Source organism: Amycolatopsis dongchuanensis (assembly GCF_039542405.1).
GTDB lineage: Bacteria > Actinomycetota > Actinomycetes > Mycobacteriales > Pseudonocardiaceae > Amycolatopsis_E > Amycolatopsis_E sacchari.
The window spans coordinates 113,984-130,761 of record NZ_BAABIB010000137.1; the positions used below are offsets into that span (position 1 = coordinate 113,984).

Here is a 16,778-nt window from a genome sequence, read left to right on the forward strand (position 1 = left end):
ACCGCGTGTATAGTCCGGTGGCATGTCGATCGGACACACACTCCTCGGCCTGCTGGAAAGCGGGCCACGGCACGGGTACGAGCTCAAACGTGCCTATGACGAACGCTTCGGGCTGGAGCGCCCGCTGCACTACGGGCAGGTGTACGCCACGCTCGCGCGCCTGCTGCGCAACGGCCTGGTGACCGAGTCCGGGGTGGAGGCGGGCTCCGGCCCGGAGCGCAAGAGCTACGCGATCACCGACGCCGGGGTCACCGACGTCGAGAAGTGGCTCACCACACCCGAGAAACCCGAGCTGTACCTGCAGAACACGCTGTACACGAAGGTCGTGCTGGCGCTGTTGTCCGGTCGCAGCGCCGACGAGGTGCTCGATGCGCAGCGGGCCGCACACCTGAACACGATGCGTGAGCTGACCACCCGCAAGACGAAGGGTGACCTCGCGGACGCCCTGATCTGCGACCACGCCCTGTTCCACCTCGAGGCCGATCTGCGGTGGCTGGAACTGACCGCCGCCCGGCTGAACGAGCTGGCGGAAGAGGTGCGCCGGTGACAGCCCTGCTCACAGCCTCGGCGCTGCGCAAGTCCTTCGGCCCCACGGAGGCCCTCGTCAGCGCGAGCTTCGCCATCGACGCGGGGGAAGTGGTGGCGGTCATGGGCCCGTCGGGCTCCGGCAAGTCCACGCTCCTGCACTGCCTCGCCGGCATCGTGCGCCCCGACGAGGGGCAGGTGCGTTACCAGGGGCGGGACATCGCCGAGCTGTCCGATTCCGAGCGCACCGCCCTGCGCCGGGACGAGTTCGGCTTCGTGTTCCAGTTCGGCCAGCTCGTGCCCGAGCTCAGCTGCCTGGAGAACGTCGCACTCCCGCTGCGCCTCGCGGGCCTGCGCCGCCGTCAGGCGGAGGCCACGGCCCGCGAGGTCATGGCGCGGGTCGACGTCGCCGAGCTCGCGCCGAAACGCCCCGGCGAGGTGTCCGGCGGCCAGGGGCAACGGGTCGCGATCGCCCGCGCGCTGGTCACCCGGCCGAAGGTGATCTTCGCCGACGAACCCACCGGCGCGCTCGACTCGCTCAACGGCGAGCGCATCATGCAGCTCCTCGTCGGGGCCGCGAAGGAGAGCGACGCCGCCGTCGTCCTGGTCACGCACGAAGCCCGCGTCGCGGCGTATTCGGACCGGGAAGTGGTCGTGCGCGACGGCAGGACACGGGAACCGGTGGTGGCCGCATGAGCCGCGGCGCGCACCGCCTGCAGGACCTGGCCATCGGGGTCCGGCTGGCCGTCGGGGGCGGCCGGACCCTGAAGGCCTCCCTGCTCCGGCTGGTGCTGACCACGATCGGCATCGGCCTGGCCACCGCGATCCTGCTGCTGGTCGTCACCAGCGCGTCCGCCTTGCGTGACCGGACCGACCGCGTGGCCGCCAGGGCACCGGACACCACCGCGGGCCAGGGCACGCCGGTGTACCTCCTGGAGCACCACCCCGCCTGGGACCTCCCGGTGTACTACCTGGAACCCGCGGGCCCGAACGCGCCAGTGCCACCGGGGCTGCGGTCCATCCCGGCGCCGGGGCAGATCGTCGTGTCCCCGGCGCTCGCCGAGAAGATGCGGGAAGACCCGCGGGTGCGTGGCTTGTTCTCCCAGCAGGTCGTGGGGACCATCGAGCCCAGCGGCCTCGCGGGGCCGAACGAGCTGATCGCGTACGCCGGTGGCAGCGGGCTCCGGCAGTCCGAATACGTCGACACGGTGTACGCGTTCGGCCAGCCCCCGAACGCGGACTCGCTGCCGCCGCAGTTGCTGATCCTGGGCATGATCGGTGTCCTCGTGCTGCTCGTGCCGATGCTGGTGTTCGTCGCGAGTTCGAGCCGGATCGCCGGGCCCGAGCGCGAACGCAGGTTGTCCGCCCTGCGGCTCGCGGGGGCCGGGGCCGCGCAGGTCCGGCGGATCGCCGCGGCCGAGTCGCTCGTCGGAGCGGGCACCGGTGCGCTGCTCGGGCTGCTGCTGTACCTCGTGGTCCGGCCCTTCGCGGCGGGGCTGGACCTGGCGGGCGTGACCGTGTACCCGGCCGACTTCGTGCCGGACTGGCCGCTCGTCGTACTGGTCTTCGCGATCATCCCGTTGATCAGCGTGTGCTCCGCGTGGCTCGGGCTCCGCAGCCTGATCGTCGAGCCGCTGGCCGTGTTCCGGCGGGGCAAGCCGTTGCGGCGGCGCCTGTGGTGGCGGCTGGTGCTCGTCGTGGCCGGGGTCGCCCTGCTCTTCGCGGACAAGGCCATACCGGGCGACCAGTCGGCTGGGGACATGTTGCCCTACGTGCTGCTGGGCGGATCGCTGCTGCTGGTCGGCGTGCCGACGTTGCTGCCGTGGCTCACCGAGCGCGTGGTGAACCGGCTGCGTGGCGGCTTCCCCGCCTGGCAGCTCGCGGTGCGCCGGCTCCAGGTGGACAGCGGAACTCCCACCAGGGTGGTCGCCGGCGTCGTCGTGGTGCTGGCCGCGGTCGTGGCGTTGCAGACGCTGCTCTGGTCGGTCGAGGCCAACGCGAACGCCGATCGCACCAGCTACTACGGCGCCGACCTGGCGAACGTCTCGATCGAAACCGGGCTGCAGGCCGAGGTCGAACCCCAGGTCACCGCGCTGCTGACCGGCGTCCCCGGGGTGCGCTGGGCTGAGCCCGAGCGGTGGCTCACCCTGCGAGGGCCCCATGGCGAGTACGTGGAGACGGTCGTCGCCCCCTGTCGCCTGCTGGAGCACCATTTCTTCGTGTCCGGCTGCACGGAGGGAGCCGCGTTCACCACGGAAGACCTGGATCCGGGCATGGTGCTGGGCTCCAGGAGCGGGCAGACGTTCACGGTCCCGGCGGACCTCGAGCGGGCAGCGCAGCGCTCGCGTGAGGGTGCGGAGCTCCTCCTCACCCCCACCGCCGCGGGCGCGCTCCGGCCCGACTACGGGGATATCAAGGCGTTGCTCGACCCCGCGGTGCCGGACGCACTCGATCGCGTGCGCTCGGCGGTCAGCCCGCTGCAGTGGCGGGCATCGGTGTCCGCTCCGGTGAGCGAGAACGGGGACATGGCCATGCTCAACGCGACGCGGGCGCTGCTGTACGCGGGCGCGGTGCTGACCATGCTCCTGGCGGGGATCAGCATGCTCGTGCTGGTCATCGGGCAGATCAGTGAGCGGCGCCGGCCCTTCGCGGCGATGACAGCGGCGGGCGTGCCGCGGGGAGTGCTCAGCCGCTCACTGCTGTGGCAGAACGCGCTCCCCGTGGTGTTCGGCGTTCTCGTGGCGATCGGGGCGGGGATCGGGGTGGCGGCGATGCTGCTGCGGATCATGACGCCGGGAGCCGCGATGCTGCTCGACTGGACTTTCATCATGGTGATGGCCTCCGCGGCGCTGGTCCTCGTCCTCCTGGTGTCGGCGGCGGCGGTGCCGGGGCTGCGCTCGGTCACGAAGCTGGAGGCGCTGCGGATGGAGTGATGCGTAGTCTGGGGGTGTGATTTGTCCGAAATGCCAGAACGTGATGCGGACCGTCGAGAAGAACGGTGTGCACATCGAGCAGTGCGAAGGCTGCCGGGGGATCTTCCTCGACCGGGGTGAGCTGGAGCAGATCGCCGGTGCGGAAAGCGCTTACTACGGCGCTCCGCCGCCGTACCGCCCTGATGTGCACCGCGGCCACGGTGACTCGCCCCGGCCGTATCGCGGGGGATATGGGGATTCCCCGCGGCCGTACCGCGGCGGGTACGGGGATTCGCCCCGGCCCTACCGGGGCGGGTACGGGGACTCCCCGCGGCCGTACGGCGGGCATCGCAGGCGCAGCTTCCTCGAGAACCTGTTCGACTAGGTGCTCGATCCGCGCATCTGCCCCGAGTGCGGTGACCGGGCAGACGTTCCGGTGGTCGAGGGATCGACGCGGGTGTGCGACCGGTGCGGTCACCGCTGGCCGTTCCGGCGCCTCCCGCTGTTCGCGCTGACCGGGCCCAGCGGGGCGGGCAAGTCGACGGTCGGCCCGGCGCTCGCCGAGCGGCTTGGCGGCCGGGCCGTCGTGCTGGAACAGGACGTGCTGTGGACAGCCGGCCTGCGTGACGACGTCGACGGCCACCCGGCGTTCCGCGCGACCTGGTTGCGCATGGCCGCGATGATCGGCCAGAACGGCCGCCCGGTCGTGCTGTGCGGGACTGTCGTGCCACCCGAGTTCGAGCCGCTGCCCGAGCGCGCGCTGTTCTCGGAGATCCACTACCTCGCGCTCGTCGCCGACCCGGAGGTGCTTGCAAGCCGCCTGCGGTCGCGCCCCGCGTGGCGCGAGTGGGACGAGGCCCGCATCGCCGAAACCCTCGAGTTCAACGACTGGCTCCGCAAGCACGCCGCGGACCTCGAACCCGCCGTCGCCCTCTTCGACACCACCCACGCCACAGTGCCGGAAGCCGTGCACCACACGCTGAGCTGGTTCGAGCGGTATTCCTCGGAATCAACCAGGTAGAAAACGCCTCATTTTCGGTTCTATATTGGACTATTACCCTGATTCTGGTTGTAGTCACGTCTCCCGCAATATGGCAAGAGCACTCCGGAAAGAGGATTTTTTATGAAGGCTTTGCTTCTCGCCCACGGTACGCGAGGAGATGTGGAACCGTTCGTCGCGTTGGCCAGAGGTCTGGTGGGTGCCGGTCACGAAGTCCGACTGGCGTGCTCTGCGGAGCTGGAGAAGACGGTTACCTCTACTGGTGCGGAGCATTTTCCGCTCCAAGGGATATCGACTGGCTGGGTGACCTCGGACGTCTTCCGCCGAGCGTACGACACAAATTATCATGCTCTTTGGAATCCGCGGTTTGCGCTTGAGTTCAGAGGATTCTACAGAAACCTGATAACCTCGGTTCTGGATGACTACTTGGCAGCGTCGGATGATGGAGCGGATGTGGTTCTCCACTCTCCGATTCAACAAGGGCAGCAGATAGCAGAAAGACTGGGCGTCCCTTCTATTGCGGTATGCCTGGGGCCCTTTTGGGCGCCCACCTCAAGTTTTCCCAATGCTGGTTTCCCTGTTCGAGTACCTCGGCGCCTCAATCGCGCAACCTATCCGTGGTCAACGTTCCTGCGGGAGATCTTTGTCGGCAGTACGAGGAAGTGGCGGCAGAAGAAGCTGGGGTTAAGCTGGCGACCGCACTACAACAATCCCTTGCGCCAGGCTGATGGGCGTGCGACCAGCATACTGCAGCCGGTCAGTCGACACGTGCTTCCGCCGAACCTCGACTACCCGAGTTGGGTGCACAACACGGGGTTCTGGTCCGCATCGCCGCCGGAAAACTGGGATCCCCCGCAGCGGCTTGTCGAGTTCCTCGACCATGACCCAGCGCCAATTTACATCTGGTTCGGCAGTATTGTGGGGTCAGATCCGAGCAAGACCGCACGGATCATCGTTGACGCGGTGAAGAGGTTGGGTGTACGCGCCGTGGTGGCCCGTGGTGGGAGTGGTATCGCTTTTCCTGAGGAGAAAGACCCTTCCATCTATTATGTTGAACAAGTGCCGTTCAAGTGGCTTTTTCCCAGGGTTAGTGCTGTCGTGCACCATGGCGGGATGGGTACCGCCTCACTCGCGCTCGAAGCCGGTCGCCCCCAGGTGGTCTGCCCGTTCGTCTTCGTCCACAGGCACACGGCCGAAAGGATGTATGAAATCGGAGTGTCGACGCCCCCGGTGTTGCAGTCCAAGATGAGCGTCGACAGACTGTCGAAAGCGATATCAGAAGTCCTTGATCGAAATTCTTATGCAGACCGATCTGCAACCTTGCAGAAGCTCATCGCGGAAGAAGATGGTATTGCTGAGGCGGTACGTGTCCTCGAGCAGATCGGCGAACGCGGACTCTGATGTCAGGTTGAGCGGTCGGCCTGTGTTTGTTCTAAACTGTCTGCTAGCGGTGAACGCCCACGGCAGCACATGCTGCAATTCGTTCAACAGTTGCTTGCGAAGCCCTAGGACGTCCCGTGTCGCGCGCTTTGGTTTGCGATCTCGGTCAGTGTCTGTGGGTGTTGCTTAGCTCCTCGTCGCTATTGGGGATCGGTGCCGAGGAAGACCAGGGCCAGGGCGCGCATAGCCCTTGGTGCGACCCTTGGGGTGGCCGATCAAACGCTGATCCTCCGGCTCCTCCGGGCGCTGCAGGGACTGGGGATTTCGCGTCCTCGCTTCCTTCGCGCCGACCCGTCATCATCCGCGCCACGGTCGTGATCGACAGCTGTGTCGTGCGCTTACAGTTCGGATCGTGACCCGAGTCTCGCCCGATGGTTGCAAGCAGGGTGCTTGCAAGAGCTAGCAGTGGGGCGTACCGTGGGAGGTGTCGCGAGGAGATGAGCCGAATGGCAGACGAGGGAGACCTCGAAGGCTCGCAGGCGGGGCCGATGGAGAAGGTTGGCCACATCGCTTCCGACATCGGTGAGTACATCCGGCAGCAACGCAACAACGCGAAGATCTCTTTGCGGCAGCTGTCGAAGCTCGCCGGGGTGTCGAACCCGTACCTGAGCCAGATCGAGCGGGGGGTCCGCAAGCCGAGCGCGGAGATCCTGCAGCAGATCGCGAAGGGGCTGCGGATCTCGGCGGAGGCGCTGTACGTGCAGGCGGGCATCCTCGATCTGCCGACCGGGGGCCCGGTGCCGGACGCGATCCGCGCCGACGCCGCGCTCACCGAGCGGCAGAAGCAGGTCCTGCTCGACGTGTACGAGTCCTTCCGCCGCGAGAACAACCACACGCCGGACGATCCCACCAAGGAGAGTGAGCATCATGGCGAGCACCCGGACCGATGACGTGCGCAAGGTCGTGAACACTGCCGTGGAGCAGCTCCGCACGCCGCTGCTGGCCGCGCTGGGCGCGGGCAACCTGGCGGGCCAGGCGGTCGCCGAGGCCGTCGGCAAGGCCAAGGAGCGCGTCACGGAGAGCGGCGAGGTCGCGCGCAAGAACCTGGAGGAGCTGCCCTCCGAGGTGACCACGCTGCGCGAGAAGCTGGACCCGGCCGAGCTGCGCAAGCTGGTCGACGACTACACCGAGGCCGCGCTGCGGCTGTACAACAAGCTGGCCGAGACGGGCGAGCAGGCGTGGGACAAGTTCCTGGCCGAGCCGCGCGTGAAGGCCGTGCTGGACCAGGTCGAGGGCGTCAGCACCGAGGCCCGCGAGAAGGTCGAGGAGGTGCTGGGCTTGGCGGCGAAGAAGACCCGTCAGGGTGGCGCCAAGGTCGCCGTGGAGAGCTCCGAGGTCGCGTCGAAGATCGAGGACGCCGAGGAGACCGTGGCGCCCAAGCCGGCGGCGAAGACCACGCCGGCCCGCAAGTCGACGGGCACCACGACCCGCCGCACCACCGCGACGACGAAGAAGCCCGCGAGCGGCTCCGCCGACAAGTGACCCCGAACCGCGCGGCGCGTCTGTCCCCAGTGGACGGCGCGCCGCGCGTTCGCGTACAGGCCTGAATCTCCGGAGGGCGCCTGGCATTTCCGCCGATGCCGCGATGGCGATGACCGCTTGCCCCTCCGTCGCCGACCCCGCTACCACCACCCGCGCGGCATGGGACGCCAGGGGCCTGTCGTCTGCCGCCAGACCCAGATCTCCACTCGAGCCGCCTCAAACCCCCGCCCAGCCACCCGCGTCAGTGGAGTTCCGCCCACCGCCGCGAGCCGCCCATCGAGGCCCGGGCGCTGTTCCGCAACCGACGCGCTGCCCCCGCCCAGGCACCGAGTCACGTTTCTGGCGCAAACCCCCGCACTGCGCCCGACGTCCCGCCACGGCGGAGTTCCACCCACCGCTGCGAGCCACTCACCGGGGCGCGGGCGCCGATCGGCATCCAAAGTGCCGCTCCCGCCCCGGTACCGAGCCGCGTTTCTGGCGCAAACCCCCGCACTGCGCCCGACGTCCCGCCACGGCGGAGTTCCACCCACCGCTGCGAGCCACTCACCGAGCCCGGGCGCCGATCCGCAACCGGAAGTGCCCGCCCCGCCCCCGGTACCGAGCCGCGGTCTGGCCCGAACCCAGCACCCCGCCCCACCCCAGACGCGAGGAAGCCCACCCCCCGGAGCCCCCACCGGGTCCCACCCACCGGTCCGCAACCGGCAACACCACCCACACCCACCGCTCCGAACCCCCGGCGCATCCGCCGCCACCCGCACCGCGCCCCGTGTGCTGAACGGGGCGTTCGTGGCATTCTGGTCACAGCAGGGACGTCAGGCAGGGGTGAAGGGACGTAGGCTGAAACCGTGCCGCCCATAGCGCAATGGATCATGCTGGTCATCAGCTGGGCCGGGACCCTGGCGGGCCTCGGCGCGTTCTTCCACGCGCTCCTGCAGCGTGCGGACGCCTTCACGGCCGCCGACCGCAAGACCAAGCCCATCTGGCTGGCGATCACCGGCGCGGGCACCGTCGCCATGGGGCTGTTCACCTTCGGCGGCGCGGGCACGCTGTTCTGGCTGGCCGGGATCGTCGCCGTCCTCGTCTACCTCGTGGACGTGCGCCCCAAGCTCATCGAGGTCCAGCGCGGCGGCAAGAACTGGTAGCCACCGGCCGCCGCTCCCCGGCGCGTCCTAATCTCGTGCCATGAGGAACTGGACCATCTCGGGCACCCTGACCGTCGAACCGGCCGAGCAGCGCACCGACCTGCTCGCCGAGCCCGTCGCCAAGGCGCTGGCCACACTGGACGGCCACGACGTCGGCGTCGTCGAGATCGACCCGGACCTGGCGGACACCGCCGCGTTCTGCGAGGCGTACTCCTCACCGATGTCCGCCTCGGCGAACTGCGTGATCGTCGCGGGCAAGCGCGCCGGCGAGGTCCGGTACGCCGCCGCGCTCGTCCTCGCCACCACCCGCGCCGACGTGAACGGCGTGATCAAGCGTCGGCTGGACGTCCGCAAAGCCTCCTTCGCGCCGATGGACGAGGCGGTCGAGCTGACCGACATGGCCTACGGCGGCATCACCCCGGTCGGGCTGCCCGCCGGCTGGCCCATCCTGATCGACAAGGCCGTCGCCGACTCGCCGGAACTCGTCATCGGCAGCGGCATCCGCGGCGGCAAGCTCCTCGTCACGGGCGAGCTGCTCGCGTCCCTGCCCGGCGCCGAAGTCATCGAGGACCTCGCCAAGCCCGTCGCGTGACCGTCGTCGTCCGCGCTCCAGCCGACCTCGACGCGTCGGCGATCCGCCGCATCGCCGCCGGAGAGCGCGTCCAGCTCACCGACGACCTCCTGTATACGGTCTCCATACAGCGTGAGGCTGTACTCAACGCGCTCACAACCGGTGTACAACCTGTATACGGTGTGAATACAGGCATGGGCAGGCTTGCCGGCCGGAGGCTCACGGCCGAGGAACAGGCTGCCCACCAAGCGCGCCTGCTCGTGGGTCGGGCCGTCGGCGGGCCGCCCTGGCTGCCCGCCGAGGACGTGCGTGCGCTGTTCGCCGTGCGGCTGCGTGACCTGCTCGCCCCGGAGGCCGGTGCGAGCGCGGAGGCCGTGCGGTTCCTCGTCGCGCGTCTCGATGACGGGTTCGTGCCCGCCGTCCCCGCAACCGGCAACGGCGCAGCGGGCGAGATCATCCCGCTGTCCCACGCGTTCCAGACCTTCCTCGGCCTCGGCACGATGCTCGATGGGCAATCCGCCGCCGACGCGCTCGCGGCGCGGGGCGCCGAGCCGTATCGGCCGGGCCCGAAGGAAGGTGCGACCCTCATCCAGGGCAGCCCGATCGCCACCGCGCACGCGATCCTCCGCGCGGCCGCCGCCGAGCGGATCCTCGAACTCCAGACGCTGGCGCTGGCCCTCACCGTGGACGCGCTCGGCGCACCACGCGGGATCTACCGACCGGAACTCGCCGGGCCCGACCCGGTTCTCGCCGCCGTCCTCCGTCGCATCACCACACTCACGGAAGGCGGCACCCGGCGGGACGTCGTGCAGGCCCCGGTCTCCGTCCGGGTGGGGCCGCCAGCGATTGCATACAGCCTGCATACCGCCGATGAACTCCTTGCGGCCGCCGAACGACGCCTCGCCACGCCGACGGACTCCCCGGCCTTCGTCGACGGCGAGTTCGTCTCGACGACGGGGTTCCACGCCGCCGAGCTCGGGCTGCGGATCGACGCTGCGACCGCCGCGCTGGTGCACGTCGGCGAGATCAGCGTGCAACGCGTGCACCGCCTCCTGGACGAGCGCTTCAGCGGACTACCCCCGCAGCTCACGCCCGATCCCGGACCGCACGCAGGGCTGGCGCCGCTGCACAAACGGGCTGTGGGCGAGCTGCATGCACTGCGCCGTCTCGCCGGCCCAGCCTCGATCGGGGCCCTCGACACGTCATCGGGACAGGAGGACGTGCAGGTGTTCGCCCTGCAGGCGGGGGAGCAGCTCCGCGCCGCACTGGAGCACCTGCTCGTCATCACCGCCTGCGAGCTGATCACCGCGCACCAGGCCCATGTCCTGCGTGGCGAACCCGGGGCGCCCGCGCTCACAACTCAGCGGGAGTGGCTCGCCGAACGGGTGCCGCCCGTCGCCGAGGACCGTTCGCTCGGCCCGGAGCTCACAGCACTTGTGGCTGCCTTGCGTTCCGCAGCGCCAGGCCCCTGGGCACCGCCCAGCGGATGACCAGCGCGAACAGGCCCTCGCACAGGAGCGCGAGCACGATGACCGCGACCCCGCCCGCGAGGATCTCGCCGTAACCCGCGCGGCCCTGGGCGAACCCGTCGACGATGTAGCGCCCGAGCCCGCCGCCGTCGTTCACGATCGCGCCGATCGCCACCGTGGCGACGAGCTGCAGGAACGCCACGCGCGCACCCGCGAGGATCACGGGCAGCGCCAGCGGCAGCTCGATCCGGAACATGATCTGCGCCTCGGTGTACCCGGTGCCGCGCGCCGCGTCGACCGCGTCGGCGTCGACCGAGACGACGCCCGCGTAGGTGTTGGTGAACAACGGCGGCAGCGCGAGCGCGACGAGCGCGACGAGCAGTGGCCAGAAGTCGGTGTTCAGCTCCCAACGGCTGGCGAGGAACCAGAACAGGATGATCAACCCGAAGCTGGGAATCGCGCGCCCCAGGTTGACCACGGTGCTCGACAGGAACGCGCCGCGGCGGGAGTGCGCGAGCCACAGCGCGGGTGGCACCGTCAGCGCGGCCGCGACCACCAGTGACAGCGCCGAAAAGCTCAGGTGCTCGACCGTCCGGTACGGGATACCGGCCGGGTCGGTCCAGCTCCACCGGTTCGGCTGGCCCAGCCAGTCCCAGGCCTCGGAGAAGATGCTCACGCCCGCCCCTTCCGCGCCCACGGGGCCAGCGCCCGTTCGGACAGCCAGAGCAGGAAGTCGACCACGACGGCCAGCACGATCGACAGCCCGATGCCGACGATGATCGCCGTCGGGTTGGGCGTCGTGGTCTGGATGCCCGCCCTGATGAAGAACCCCAGCCCGCCCATGCCCAGCATCGAGGTGACCGTGACGAGCCCGATCGTCGTCACCGCCGCGACCCGCAGCCCGGCGATCACCACCGGCAGCGCGAGCGGCAGCTCGACGCGGACCAGCAGCTTCGCCCGCGTGTACCCCATCCCGACGGCCGCCTCGCGCACGTCGTTGGGCACCTGCTGGATGCCGGTCACGATGTTGCGCAGCAGGATCAGCAGCGTGTAGGTGGCCAGCGGGATCACCGCGGTCGTGAACGACAGCCCGAAGAACGGCACGAGCAGCGCGAACGCGCCCAGGCTCGGCACGACGTACAGCGCGCCCGCTGTGGACAGCGCAACGGGGTAGAACCAGCGCCAGCGCAGGGACAGCACCGCCAGCCCGATCGACACGACCAGCCCGGCCGCGAGCGCCGTCGCGGTCAGCGCCAAGTGCTCACCGAGGCGTTGCAGGATCGCATCGGCGTTGCGGTCCACCCACCGCCACTCGAACAGCGGCCGGTCGGACTCGGCCAGCACGATTCGGTCCACTCGGCGAGCATAGGTGGTCAAGGGGAGCGATTTCCCATCATGTGGTTTCTGTCGGTGGGCGCCGCTAGGGTCTTGACCGACCGATCGACCGGAGGGTGGAGCAGAGGATGCGCTGGACAAGGGGTCTGCGGGCCGGGGTGGTGCTGGCCGCCGCCGTGCTCGGGCTGGCGGCCTGTGGCGGGGGCAGCGACCAGTCCGCCGCGCCGAGCAAGGGCGGAAGCCCGATCGTGGTGGCGTCGTTCAACTTCACCGACAGCCAGATACTCGCCGAGCTGTACTCGCAGGCGCTGGAGGCCAAGGGCTACCCGGTGACCAGGAAGTTCAACATCGGCTCGCGTGAGCTGGTGTACCCGTCGCTGAAGTCGGGCGAGCTGCAGTTCATCCCCGAGTACCAGGGTGCCGCGATCAGCAGCGGGTTCAACGAGCAGGCCCCGAAGGACGCCGACTCGGAGCACGCGAAGCTCGCCGAGTTGTTCGCGCCGTCCGGCGTCGGGCTGCTGAACTACGCGCCGGCCGAGAACAAGAACACCTACATCGTCAAGTCCGACCTGGCCAAGCAGCAGGGGCTGACGAAGATCAGCGACCTGAAGAAGCTGGACAAGGTCGTGCTCGGCGGCCCGCCGGAGTGCGGCACGCGGGCGAACTGCTTCATCGGCTTCCGTGACACGTACAAGCTGAACGTCACGTTCCAGAGCATCCAGGAGGCCGGTCCCCGGCTGGAGCAGCTGAAGTCCGGCGCGGTCACGGTGATCCCGGTCGACTCGGTGAGCCCGCCGACCGCGGACCCGGCGTACACCGTGCTGCAGGACGACCTGAGCATCGTGGCGACGGAGAACATCGTGCCCGCGGTGAACAAGAAGGTGCTCGACGAGCGGGGTGCCGACTTCGCGGCGGCGGTCAACGCGGTGAGCGCGAAGCTGACCACGGCCGAGCTGCGTGACCTGAACAAGCAGGTCGACGCCGACGGGGACACGGTGCAGGACGTGGCGAAGGACTGGCTCGCCAAGCAGGGGCTGGCCTGATCACTAGAGTCGCGGTCGAACACCACGACGGACTTCGGGAGTGAACATGGCGCAGGTCACGGCCACCGCGGAACGCACGATCGACGCACCGGTGGACAAGGTGCGTGAGCTCGTCGCCGACTACGCCGGTACGCGGCCCCAGATCCTGACCGAGCAGTACCGGGACTACGAGGTCACCGAGGGCGGTCAGGGCGCGGGCACGAAGGCGAGGTGGAAGCTGCAGGCCACGTCGAAGCGGGTGCGTGACGTGGCGGCGACCGTGACCGAGCCGGAGCCGGGCAAGCTCGTCGAGACGGACGCCAACTCCAGCATGGTCACCACGTGGACGGTGCGGGAGGCCGGTGCCGGCCGCAGCGTCGTGCGCATCGAGACGACGTGGCAGGGCGCGGGCGGCATCGGTGGCTTCTTCGAGAAGACCTTCGCGCCCGCAGGTCTGAAGCGGATCTACGACGGGGTGCTGGGGAAGCTCGCCGCCCTGGCCTGAGCCTCCGCCCGAGGCCGGGTCGCCGGCTCGGCCGAGGTGGCTGCGGTGTGATCGACGCCGGATAGCCGAGATGCGGTGACTGGTGGGCGGGCGTGCTCGCAACAATGCGGCGAAGGCGGCCGCCAGTCGGCTGGCGGAATCCCGCCCACCGCCCGAGGCCCTGGCCGGGAAGGCGGCTCCAAACTGGAGCGGCCCGGTGACCTGCCCCTCGGGCAGCCGCCCGAACCCCCGAACGGGGCAGCCGGGGTGCGGGCGGGGCGAGTGTGGGTAGCCCCGACGAAGCAGTGACGGAGGGAGTTCCACGGTGAGCAGTCCGACCACCGCGACCGAGGTCCGGCTGGCGTCCCGCCCCGAGGGGTGGCCGACGCTGGACAACTTCACCATCGTCGACACCGAGGTCCCGCGCCCCGGGCCGGGCCAGCTGCTCGTCCGCAACCTGGAGATCAGCGTCGACCCGTACATGCGCGGGCGGATGAGCGCCGCCAAGTCCTACGCCGAGCCGTACGAGGTCGGCAAGGTCATGCACGGAGGCGCGGTCGGCGAGGTGCTGGAGTCCACAGTGGACGGATTCGCGCGCGGTGACGTCGTCCTGCACGGGCTCGGCTGGCGCACGCACGCCGTCGTCGAAGCCGCGCACGCCGCGAGGGTCGATCCGGAAGCCGCACCGCTGAGCACGTACCTCGGGGTTCTCGGCATGACCGGCCTGACCGCGTATGCCGGACTGCTTGACGTCGCCCAGATGAAGGAAGGCGACACGGTCTTCGTGTCCGGCGCGGCCGGGGCGGTCGGCTCCGTCGTCGGGCAGCTGGCGAAGCTCAAGGGCGCGGGCCGCGTCATCGGCAGCGCCGGCTCGGACGACAAGGTCCGCCACCTGCGCGAGGACCTCGGCTTCGACGTGGCGTTCAACTACAAGAACGCGCCCGTGACCGAGCAGCTCGCGCAGGCCGCTGCCGACGGCATCGACGTGTACTTCGACAACGTCGGCGGCGACCACCTCGAAGCCGCGATCGAGGCGGCCAACCTCCACGCCCGCTTCGCCGTCTGCGGGATGATCTCGACCTACAACGCCACCGAGCCGCCCGCGGCACCCCGCAACCTGACGAAGGTCGTCGGCAAACGGCTCACCATCCGCGGTTTCCTCGTCGGCGACCACTTCCACCTGCGTGAACGCTTCCTCGCGGAGGTCGCGCCGCTGGTGCGCAGCGGGCAGCTCAAGCACCAGGAGACGGTGGTCGAGGGCATCCGCAACGCCCCGCAGGCGTTCCTGGACATGCTGGCCGGAGCGAACACGGGCAAGATGCTCGTCCGCCTGTGACCGCTCCGGCCGCCCGGGTCAGCCGCGTGGCAGCACCATCGGCAGCACGCTCGTCAGCGTCCGCCAGTCGGAGCTGACGAGGCTGGCGTGCCGGGCCGCGAGCTGGGTCACGCGGTCGGTCGCCTCCTGCACGCTGGGTGTGGTGGACGAGATCGCCGGAGACACGTTGTGCGCGTCCGTCATGATCAGGAAGTAGTGGTTGGTGTCGTACCACGACGTGTCGATACCGCCGTCGACGTACGTGCTCGCGTCCCCGTCGAAGAACACGAACCACGGCCGGATCGACGTGTCGGCGTACTGGGTGCGCGGGTCACCGGACTTCGCGCCGAGGACGCTCGCGAACGCGGTCGCGTTGCCGAGGTTACCCGCGGCCTTGAGGTTCTTCAGGTAGGTGGCGTACTCGACGTCGGTGTGCAGCGTGTCCGTCGGGTTGGACTGCTCGACCGTGCCGGGGATGACCTCGAGGATCATCTTCCCGGCCAGCGCACTGCGGCTGGGCCACGCGTTCGCCCGGGCAGCTTCGTCCAAAGTGGAGTACGAGCCGATGAGGTCGGCCGGCTTGAACAAGGCGTTGCCCGCGTTGGCCTTCACGTAGGCGTCGAACTCGTCCGGTCCCATGCCGTCCCGGTCGTCGAAGCCGAGCTTCAGCTCCACCTTGACGATGATCGGGCCCGCCCCGGGATGCGCCGCGAGCCAGGTCCGGATGTCGGCGAGGCAGGTGCCGAACGACTGGTTCTGGCTGCCGCCGTACAGGTTCGACGTCGGCACGCAGTTGTTGTCGTTGCCCAGCGGGTTGGAGTGGCTGACCTGCCAGGTCTTGGTGAGGATGTTGTCCCAGACGTCCAGTTCGACCAGCGAGCCGCCGGCGTCGAGCCCCTGCGCGAGGTAGCTGTACGCGGCCTTGTCATACGTGTTGTGCACACCGACTGTCGTCGCCTGCGACAGCTTGAGCGCGCCGGTGTCGGCGGCGTGCGCCTGCGGGGCGGCGACCAGCACCGCGGCCAGCAGGGTTCCCAGTACTCGGACCAACCTCATCAGGTCTCCTTCCGTCGGGAAAACCCTGGCCGACCTGCCTTATCGGAAAATGATTCACGTCTGACCGGAAGGTAATACGGCGGGGAACGTACGCGGCAGAGCCGTTCGTAGGGTGACGTCAGCGAGCCGGAAAACGCCCAGCATCAACGGCATGACGATCCCAGCTGTCAAACGGGAACTCGCCACGGCGCGCGCCCGCCCCGTCGAACGCACCGCGTATGCGGTGGCCGCCGTGCTGCTGCTCAGTGGTCTGGTCCACCTGGGGGTGCTGCTCGCCTCGGGCGCGACGTGGGAGGGACCGCTGTCCTACCGCAAGGCCATGACGTTCGGGCTGTCCTTCGGGCTCACGCTGGCCACGCTCGCCTGGGCGACGTCCTTCCTGCGCCTGCCCGACCGGACGCGCACGTTCCTGCTGGGCGCGTTCACGGCGGTGAGCGTCGTCGAGGTCGCACTCGTGACGTTGCAGGTCTGGCGCGGGGTGCCGTCACACTTCAACTTCGAGACCGGCTTCGACACGGTCGTCTCGATGACGCTCGCGCTCGGTGGGGCGGTGATCATCCTGACCGTCGGCGGGTTCACCGTCGCCGCGCTGCGTACAACGAGTGGACTCGCCCCGAGCATGCTGCTGGCCCTGCGGTTCGGCCTCGTCGTGCTGGTCGCGTCGCTCGCGGTCGGCGCGCTCATGATCGCCGACGGCGTCCGGCTCTCCCGCAGCGGCGATCCACAGCTCGCATACACCACGGCGGGCGGGCTGAAACCGGTGCACGCGGTGGCCATGCACGCGATCCTCGTCCTCCCGGCGCTGGCCTGGCTGCTGCGCTTCACCACCTGGTCCGAGCGGCGCAGGACGCGGGTGGTCCAGGCGGCTGCGGCGCTCTACGCGCTCGCCGTCTTGGGAACTTGGCTGGTGTAGCTGCCACGCGAAGCGTGTCCGCGAGGGGTGGTGGTCGGGCGAGGGTCAGGCCTAGATGTTGCGGGTCGTGACGTTGGTGACGTGGGTGAGGGCCTGAGGTGAGGGGACGGGT

Annotated in this window: 18 protein-coding genes; 15 read left to right on the forward strand and 3 right to left on the reverse strand. The window is 69.4% G+C overall.

Translation table 11 applies throughout. The features are described from left to right. Positions 1-22: 22 nt before the first annotated feature. The 11 genes from ABFX51_RS33620 to ABFX51_RS33670 all read left to right on the forward strand — a co-directional run bounded on the left by ABFX51_RS33620 (position 23) and on the right by ABFX51_RS33670 (position 10,562). Positions 23-547 carry a PadR family transcriptional regulator gene (locus ABFX51_RS33620; protein ID WP_091508954.1) on the forward strand — a complete coding sequence of 175 codons (525 nt, stop codon included), beginning with the start codon at positions 23-25 and terminating at the stop codon, positions 545-547. Next, positions 544-1,221, forward strand: a complete 678-nt coding sequence (locus ABFX51_RS33625) for an ABC transporter ATP-binding protein (RefSeq protein WP_091508952.1) — start codon at positions 544-546, stop codon at positions 1,219-1,221. Before ABFX51_RS33620 ends, ABFX51_RS33625 begins: the two co-directional genes overlap by 4 nt. Beyond that, positions 1,218-3,458, forward strand: a complete 2,241-nt coding sequence (locus tag ABFX51_RS33630; RefSeq protein WP_091508951.1) for an FtsX-like permease family protein — start codon at positions 1,218-1,220, stop codon at positions 3,456-3,458. Before ABFX51_RS33625 ends, ABFX51_RS33630 begins: the two co-directional genes overlap by 4 nt. Before the next feature lie 43 nt (positions 3,459-3,501). Continuing rightward, positions 3,502-3,822 carry a TFIIB-type zinc ribbon-containing protein gene (locus ABFX51_RS33635; protein WP_245783134.1) on the forward strand — a complete coding sequence of 107 codons (321 nt, stop codon included), beginning with the start codon at positions 3,502-3,504 and terminating at the stop codon, positions 3,820-3,822. Continuing rightward, the gene (locus ABFX51_RS33640; protein ID WP_091508949.1) at positions 3,823-4,458 is read left to right on the forward strand and encodes a P-loop nucleotide/nucleoside kinase family protein; all 636 of its coding nucleotides are present in this window, start codon (positions 3,823-3,825) and stop codon (positions 4,456-4,458) included. Between the two features lie 102 nt (positions 4,459-4,560). Next, positions 4,561-5,838, forward strand: coding sequence for a glycosyltransferase (locus ABFX51_RS33645; protein WP_091508947.1), 1,278 nt, complete (start codon positions 4,561-4,563; stop codon positions 5,836-5,838). A 527-nt stretch (positions 5,839-6,365) separates the two neighbouring features. Beyond that, complete coding sequence (locus tag ABFX51_RS33650) at positions 6,366-6,767, forward strand: helix-turn-helix domain-containing protein (protein WP_091509364.1); 402 nt, start codon at positions 6,366-6,368, stop codon at positions 6,765-6,767. After that, positions 6,745-7,359 (forward strand): hypothetical protein, encoded by a 615-nt coding sequence (locus ABFX51_RS33655; protein WP_091508945.1) that lies wholly within the window; start codon positions 6,745-6,747, stop codon positions 7,357-7,359. The genes ABFX51_RS33650 and ABFX51_RS33655 overlap by 23 nt, the downstream gene beginning before the upstream one ends. Positions 7,360-8,204: 845 nt before the next feature. Next, positions 8,205-8,501, forward strand: a complete 297-nt coding sequence (locus ABFX51_RS33660) for a DUF2516 family protein (protein ID WP_091508943.1) — start codon at positions 8,205-8,207, stop codon at positions 8,499-8,501. A gap of 40 nt (positions 8,502-8,541) precedes the next feature. Next, positions 8,542-9,093, forward strand: coding sequence for a YbaK/EbsC family protein (locus ABFX51_RS33665; RefSeq protein ID WP_091508940.1), 552 nt, complete (start codon positions 8,542-8,544; stop codon positions 9,091-9,093). 41 nt (positions 9,094-9,134) lie between these two features. Further along, entirely contained in the window at positions 9,135-10,562 is a 1,428-nt protein-coding gene (locus ABFX51_RS33670; protein WP_091509361.1) for an aromatic amino acid lyase, read from the forward strand. Here the strand turns inward: ABFX51_RS33670 and ABFX51_RS33675 are convergent. Continuing rightward, complete coding sequence (locus ABFX51_RS33675; RefSeq protein WP_091508938.1) at positions 10,498-11,238, reverse strand: ABC transporter permease; 741 nt, start codon at positions 11,236-11,238, stop codon at positions 10,498-10,500. The two genes, ABFX51_RS33670 and ABFX51_RS33675, sit on opposite strands and share 65 nt — an antisense overlap. After that, positions 11,214-11,897: an ABC transporter permease gene (locus ABFX51_RS33680; RefSeq protein WP_091508936.1), complete on the reverse strand. Its 684-nt coding sequence runs from the start codon at positions 11,895-11,897 to the stop codon at positions 11,214-11,216. The genes ABFX51_RS33675 and ABFX51_RS33680 overlap by 25 nt, the downstream gene beginning before the upstream one ends. 107 nt (positions 11,898-12,004) lie before the next feature. On the opposite strand from ABFX51_RS33680, the gene ABFX51_RS33685 reads away from it, so the two are divergent. The 3 genes from ABFX51_RS33685 to ABFX51_RS33695 all read left to right on the forward strand — a co-directional run bounded on the left by ABFX51_RS33685 (position 12,005) and on the right by ABFX51_RS33695 (position 14,718). Beyond that, complete coding sequence (locus ABFX51_RS33685; protein ID WP_091508934.1) at positions 12,005-12,919, forward strand: ABC transporter substrate-binding protein; 915 nt, start codon at positions 12,005-12,007, stop codon at positions 12,917-12,919. A gap of 46 nt (positions 12,920-12,965) precedes the next feature. Then, complete coding sequence (locus ABFX51_RS33690) at positions 12,966-13,403, forward strand: SRPBCC family protein (RefSeq protein WP_091508931.1); 438 nt, start codon at positions 12,966-12,968, stop codon at positions 13,401-13,403. Positions 13,404-13,707: 304 nt separating this feature from the next. Beyond that, complete coding sequence (locus tag ABFX51_RS33695; RefSeq protein ID WP_091508929.1) at positions 13,708-14,718, forward strand: NADP-dependent oxidoreductase; 1,011 nt, start codon at positions 13,708-13,710, stop codon at positions 14,716-14,718. Positions 14,719-14,736: 18 nt separating this feature from the next. Here the strand turns inward: ABFX51_RS33695 and ABFX51_RS33700 are convergent, their stop codons facing one another. Then, the gene (locus tag ABFX51_RS33700; protein WP_091508927.1) at positions 14,737-15,753 is read right to left on the reverse strand and encodes a phosphatidylinositol-specific phospholipase C domain-containing protein; all 1,017 of its coding nucleotides are present in this window, start codon (positions 15,751-15,753) and stop codon (positions 14,737-14,739) included. Between the two features lie 151 nt (positions 15,754-15,904). Here ABFX51_RS33700 and ABFX51_RS33705 point away from each other — a divergent pair, with 151 nt between their 5' ends. Beyond that, complete coding sequence (locus ABFX51_RS33705; RefSeq protein WP_091508925.1) at positions 15,905-16,666, forward strand: hypothetical protein; 762 nt, start codon at positions 15,905-15,907, stop codon at positions 16,664-16,666. Positions 16,667-16,778 lie beyond the last annotated feature (112 nt).

What these genes read in the sequence shown, in the direction of transcription:
- ABFX51_RS33620 (WP_091508954.1), top strand. Translation starts at nt 23, where the DNA reads ATGTCGATCGGACACACACTCCTCGGCCTGCTGGAAAGCGGGCCACGG.
- ABFX51_RS33630 (WP_091508951.1), top strand. Translation starts at nt 1,218, where the DNA reads ATGAGCCGCGGCGCGCACCGCCTGCAGGACCTGGCCATCGGGGTCCGG.
- ABFX51_RS33635 (WP_245783134.1), top strand. Translation starts at nt 3,502, where the DNA reads ATGCGGACCGTCGAGAAGAACGGTGTGCACATCGAGCAGTGCGAAGGC.
- ABFX51_RS33645 (WP_091508947.1), top strand. Translation starts at nt 4,561, where the DNA reads ATGAAGGCTTTGCTTCTCGCCCACGGTACGCGAGGAGATGTGGAACCG.
- ABFX51_RS33650 (WP_091509364.1), top strand. Translation starts at nt 6,366, where the DNA reads ATGGAGAAGGTTGGCCACATCGCTTCCGACATCGGTGAGTACATCCGG.
- ABFX51_RS33655 (WP_091508945.1), top strand. Translation starts at nt 6,745, where the DNA reads ATGGCGAGCACCCGGACCGATGACGTGCGCAAGGTCGTGAACACTGCC.
- ABFX51_RS33665 (WP_091508940.1), top strand. Translation starts at nt 8,542, where the DNA reads ATGAGGAACTGGACCATCTCGGGCACCCTGACCGTCGAACCGGCCGAG.
- ABFX51_RS33685 (WP_091508934.1), top strand. Translation starts at nt 12,005, where the DNA reads ATGCGCTGGACAAGGGGTCTGCGGGCCGGGGTGGTGCTGGCCGCCGCC.
- ABFX51_RS33690 (WP_091508931.1), top strand. Translation starts at nt 12,966, where the DNA reads ATGGCGCAGGTCACGGCCACCGCGGAACGCACGATCGACGCACCGGTG.
- ABFX51_RS33700 (WP_091508927.1), bottom strand. Translation starts at nt 15,753, where the DNA reads ATGAGGTTGGTCCGAGTACTGGGAACCCTGCTGGCCGCGGTGCTGGTC.
- ABFX51_RS33705 (WP_091508925.1), top strand. Translation starts at nt 15,905, where the DNA reads ATGACGATCCCAGCTGTCAAACGGGAACTCGCCACGGCGCGCGCCCGC.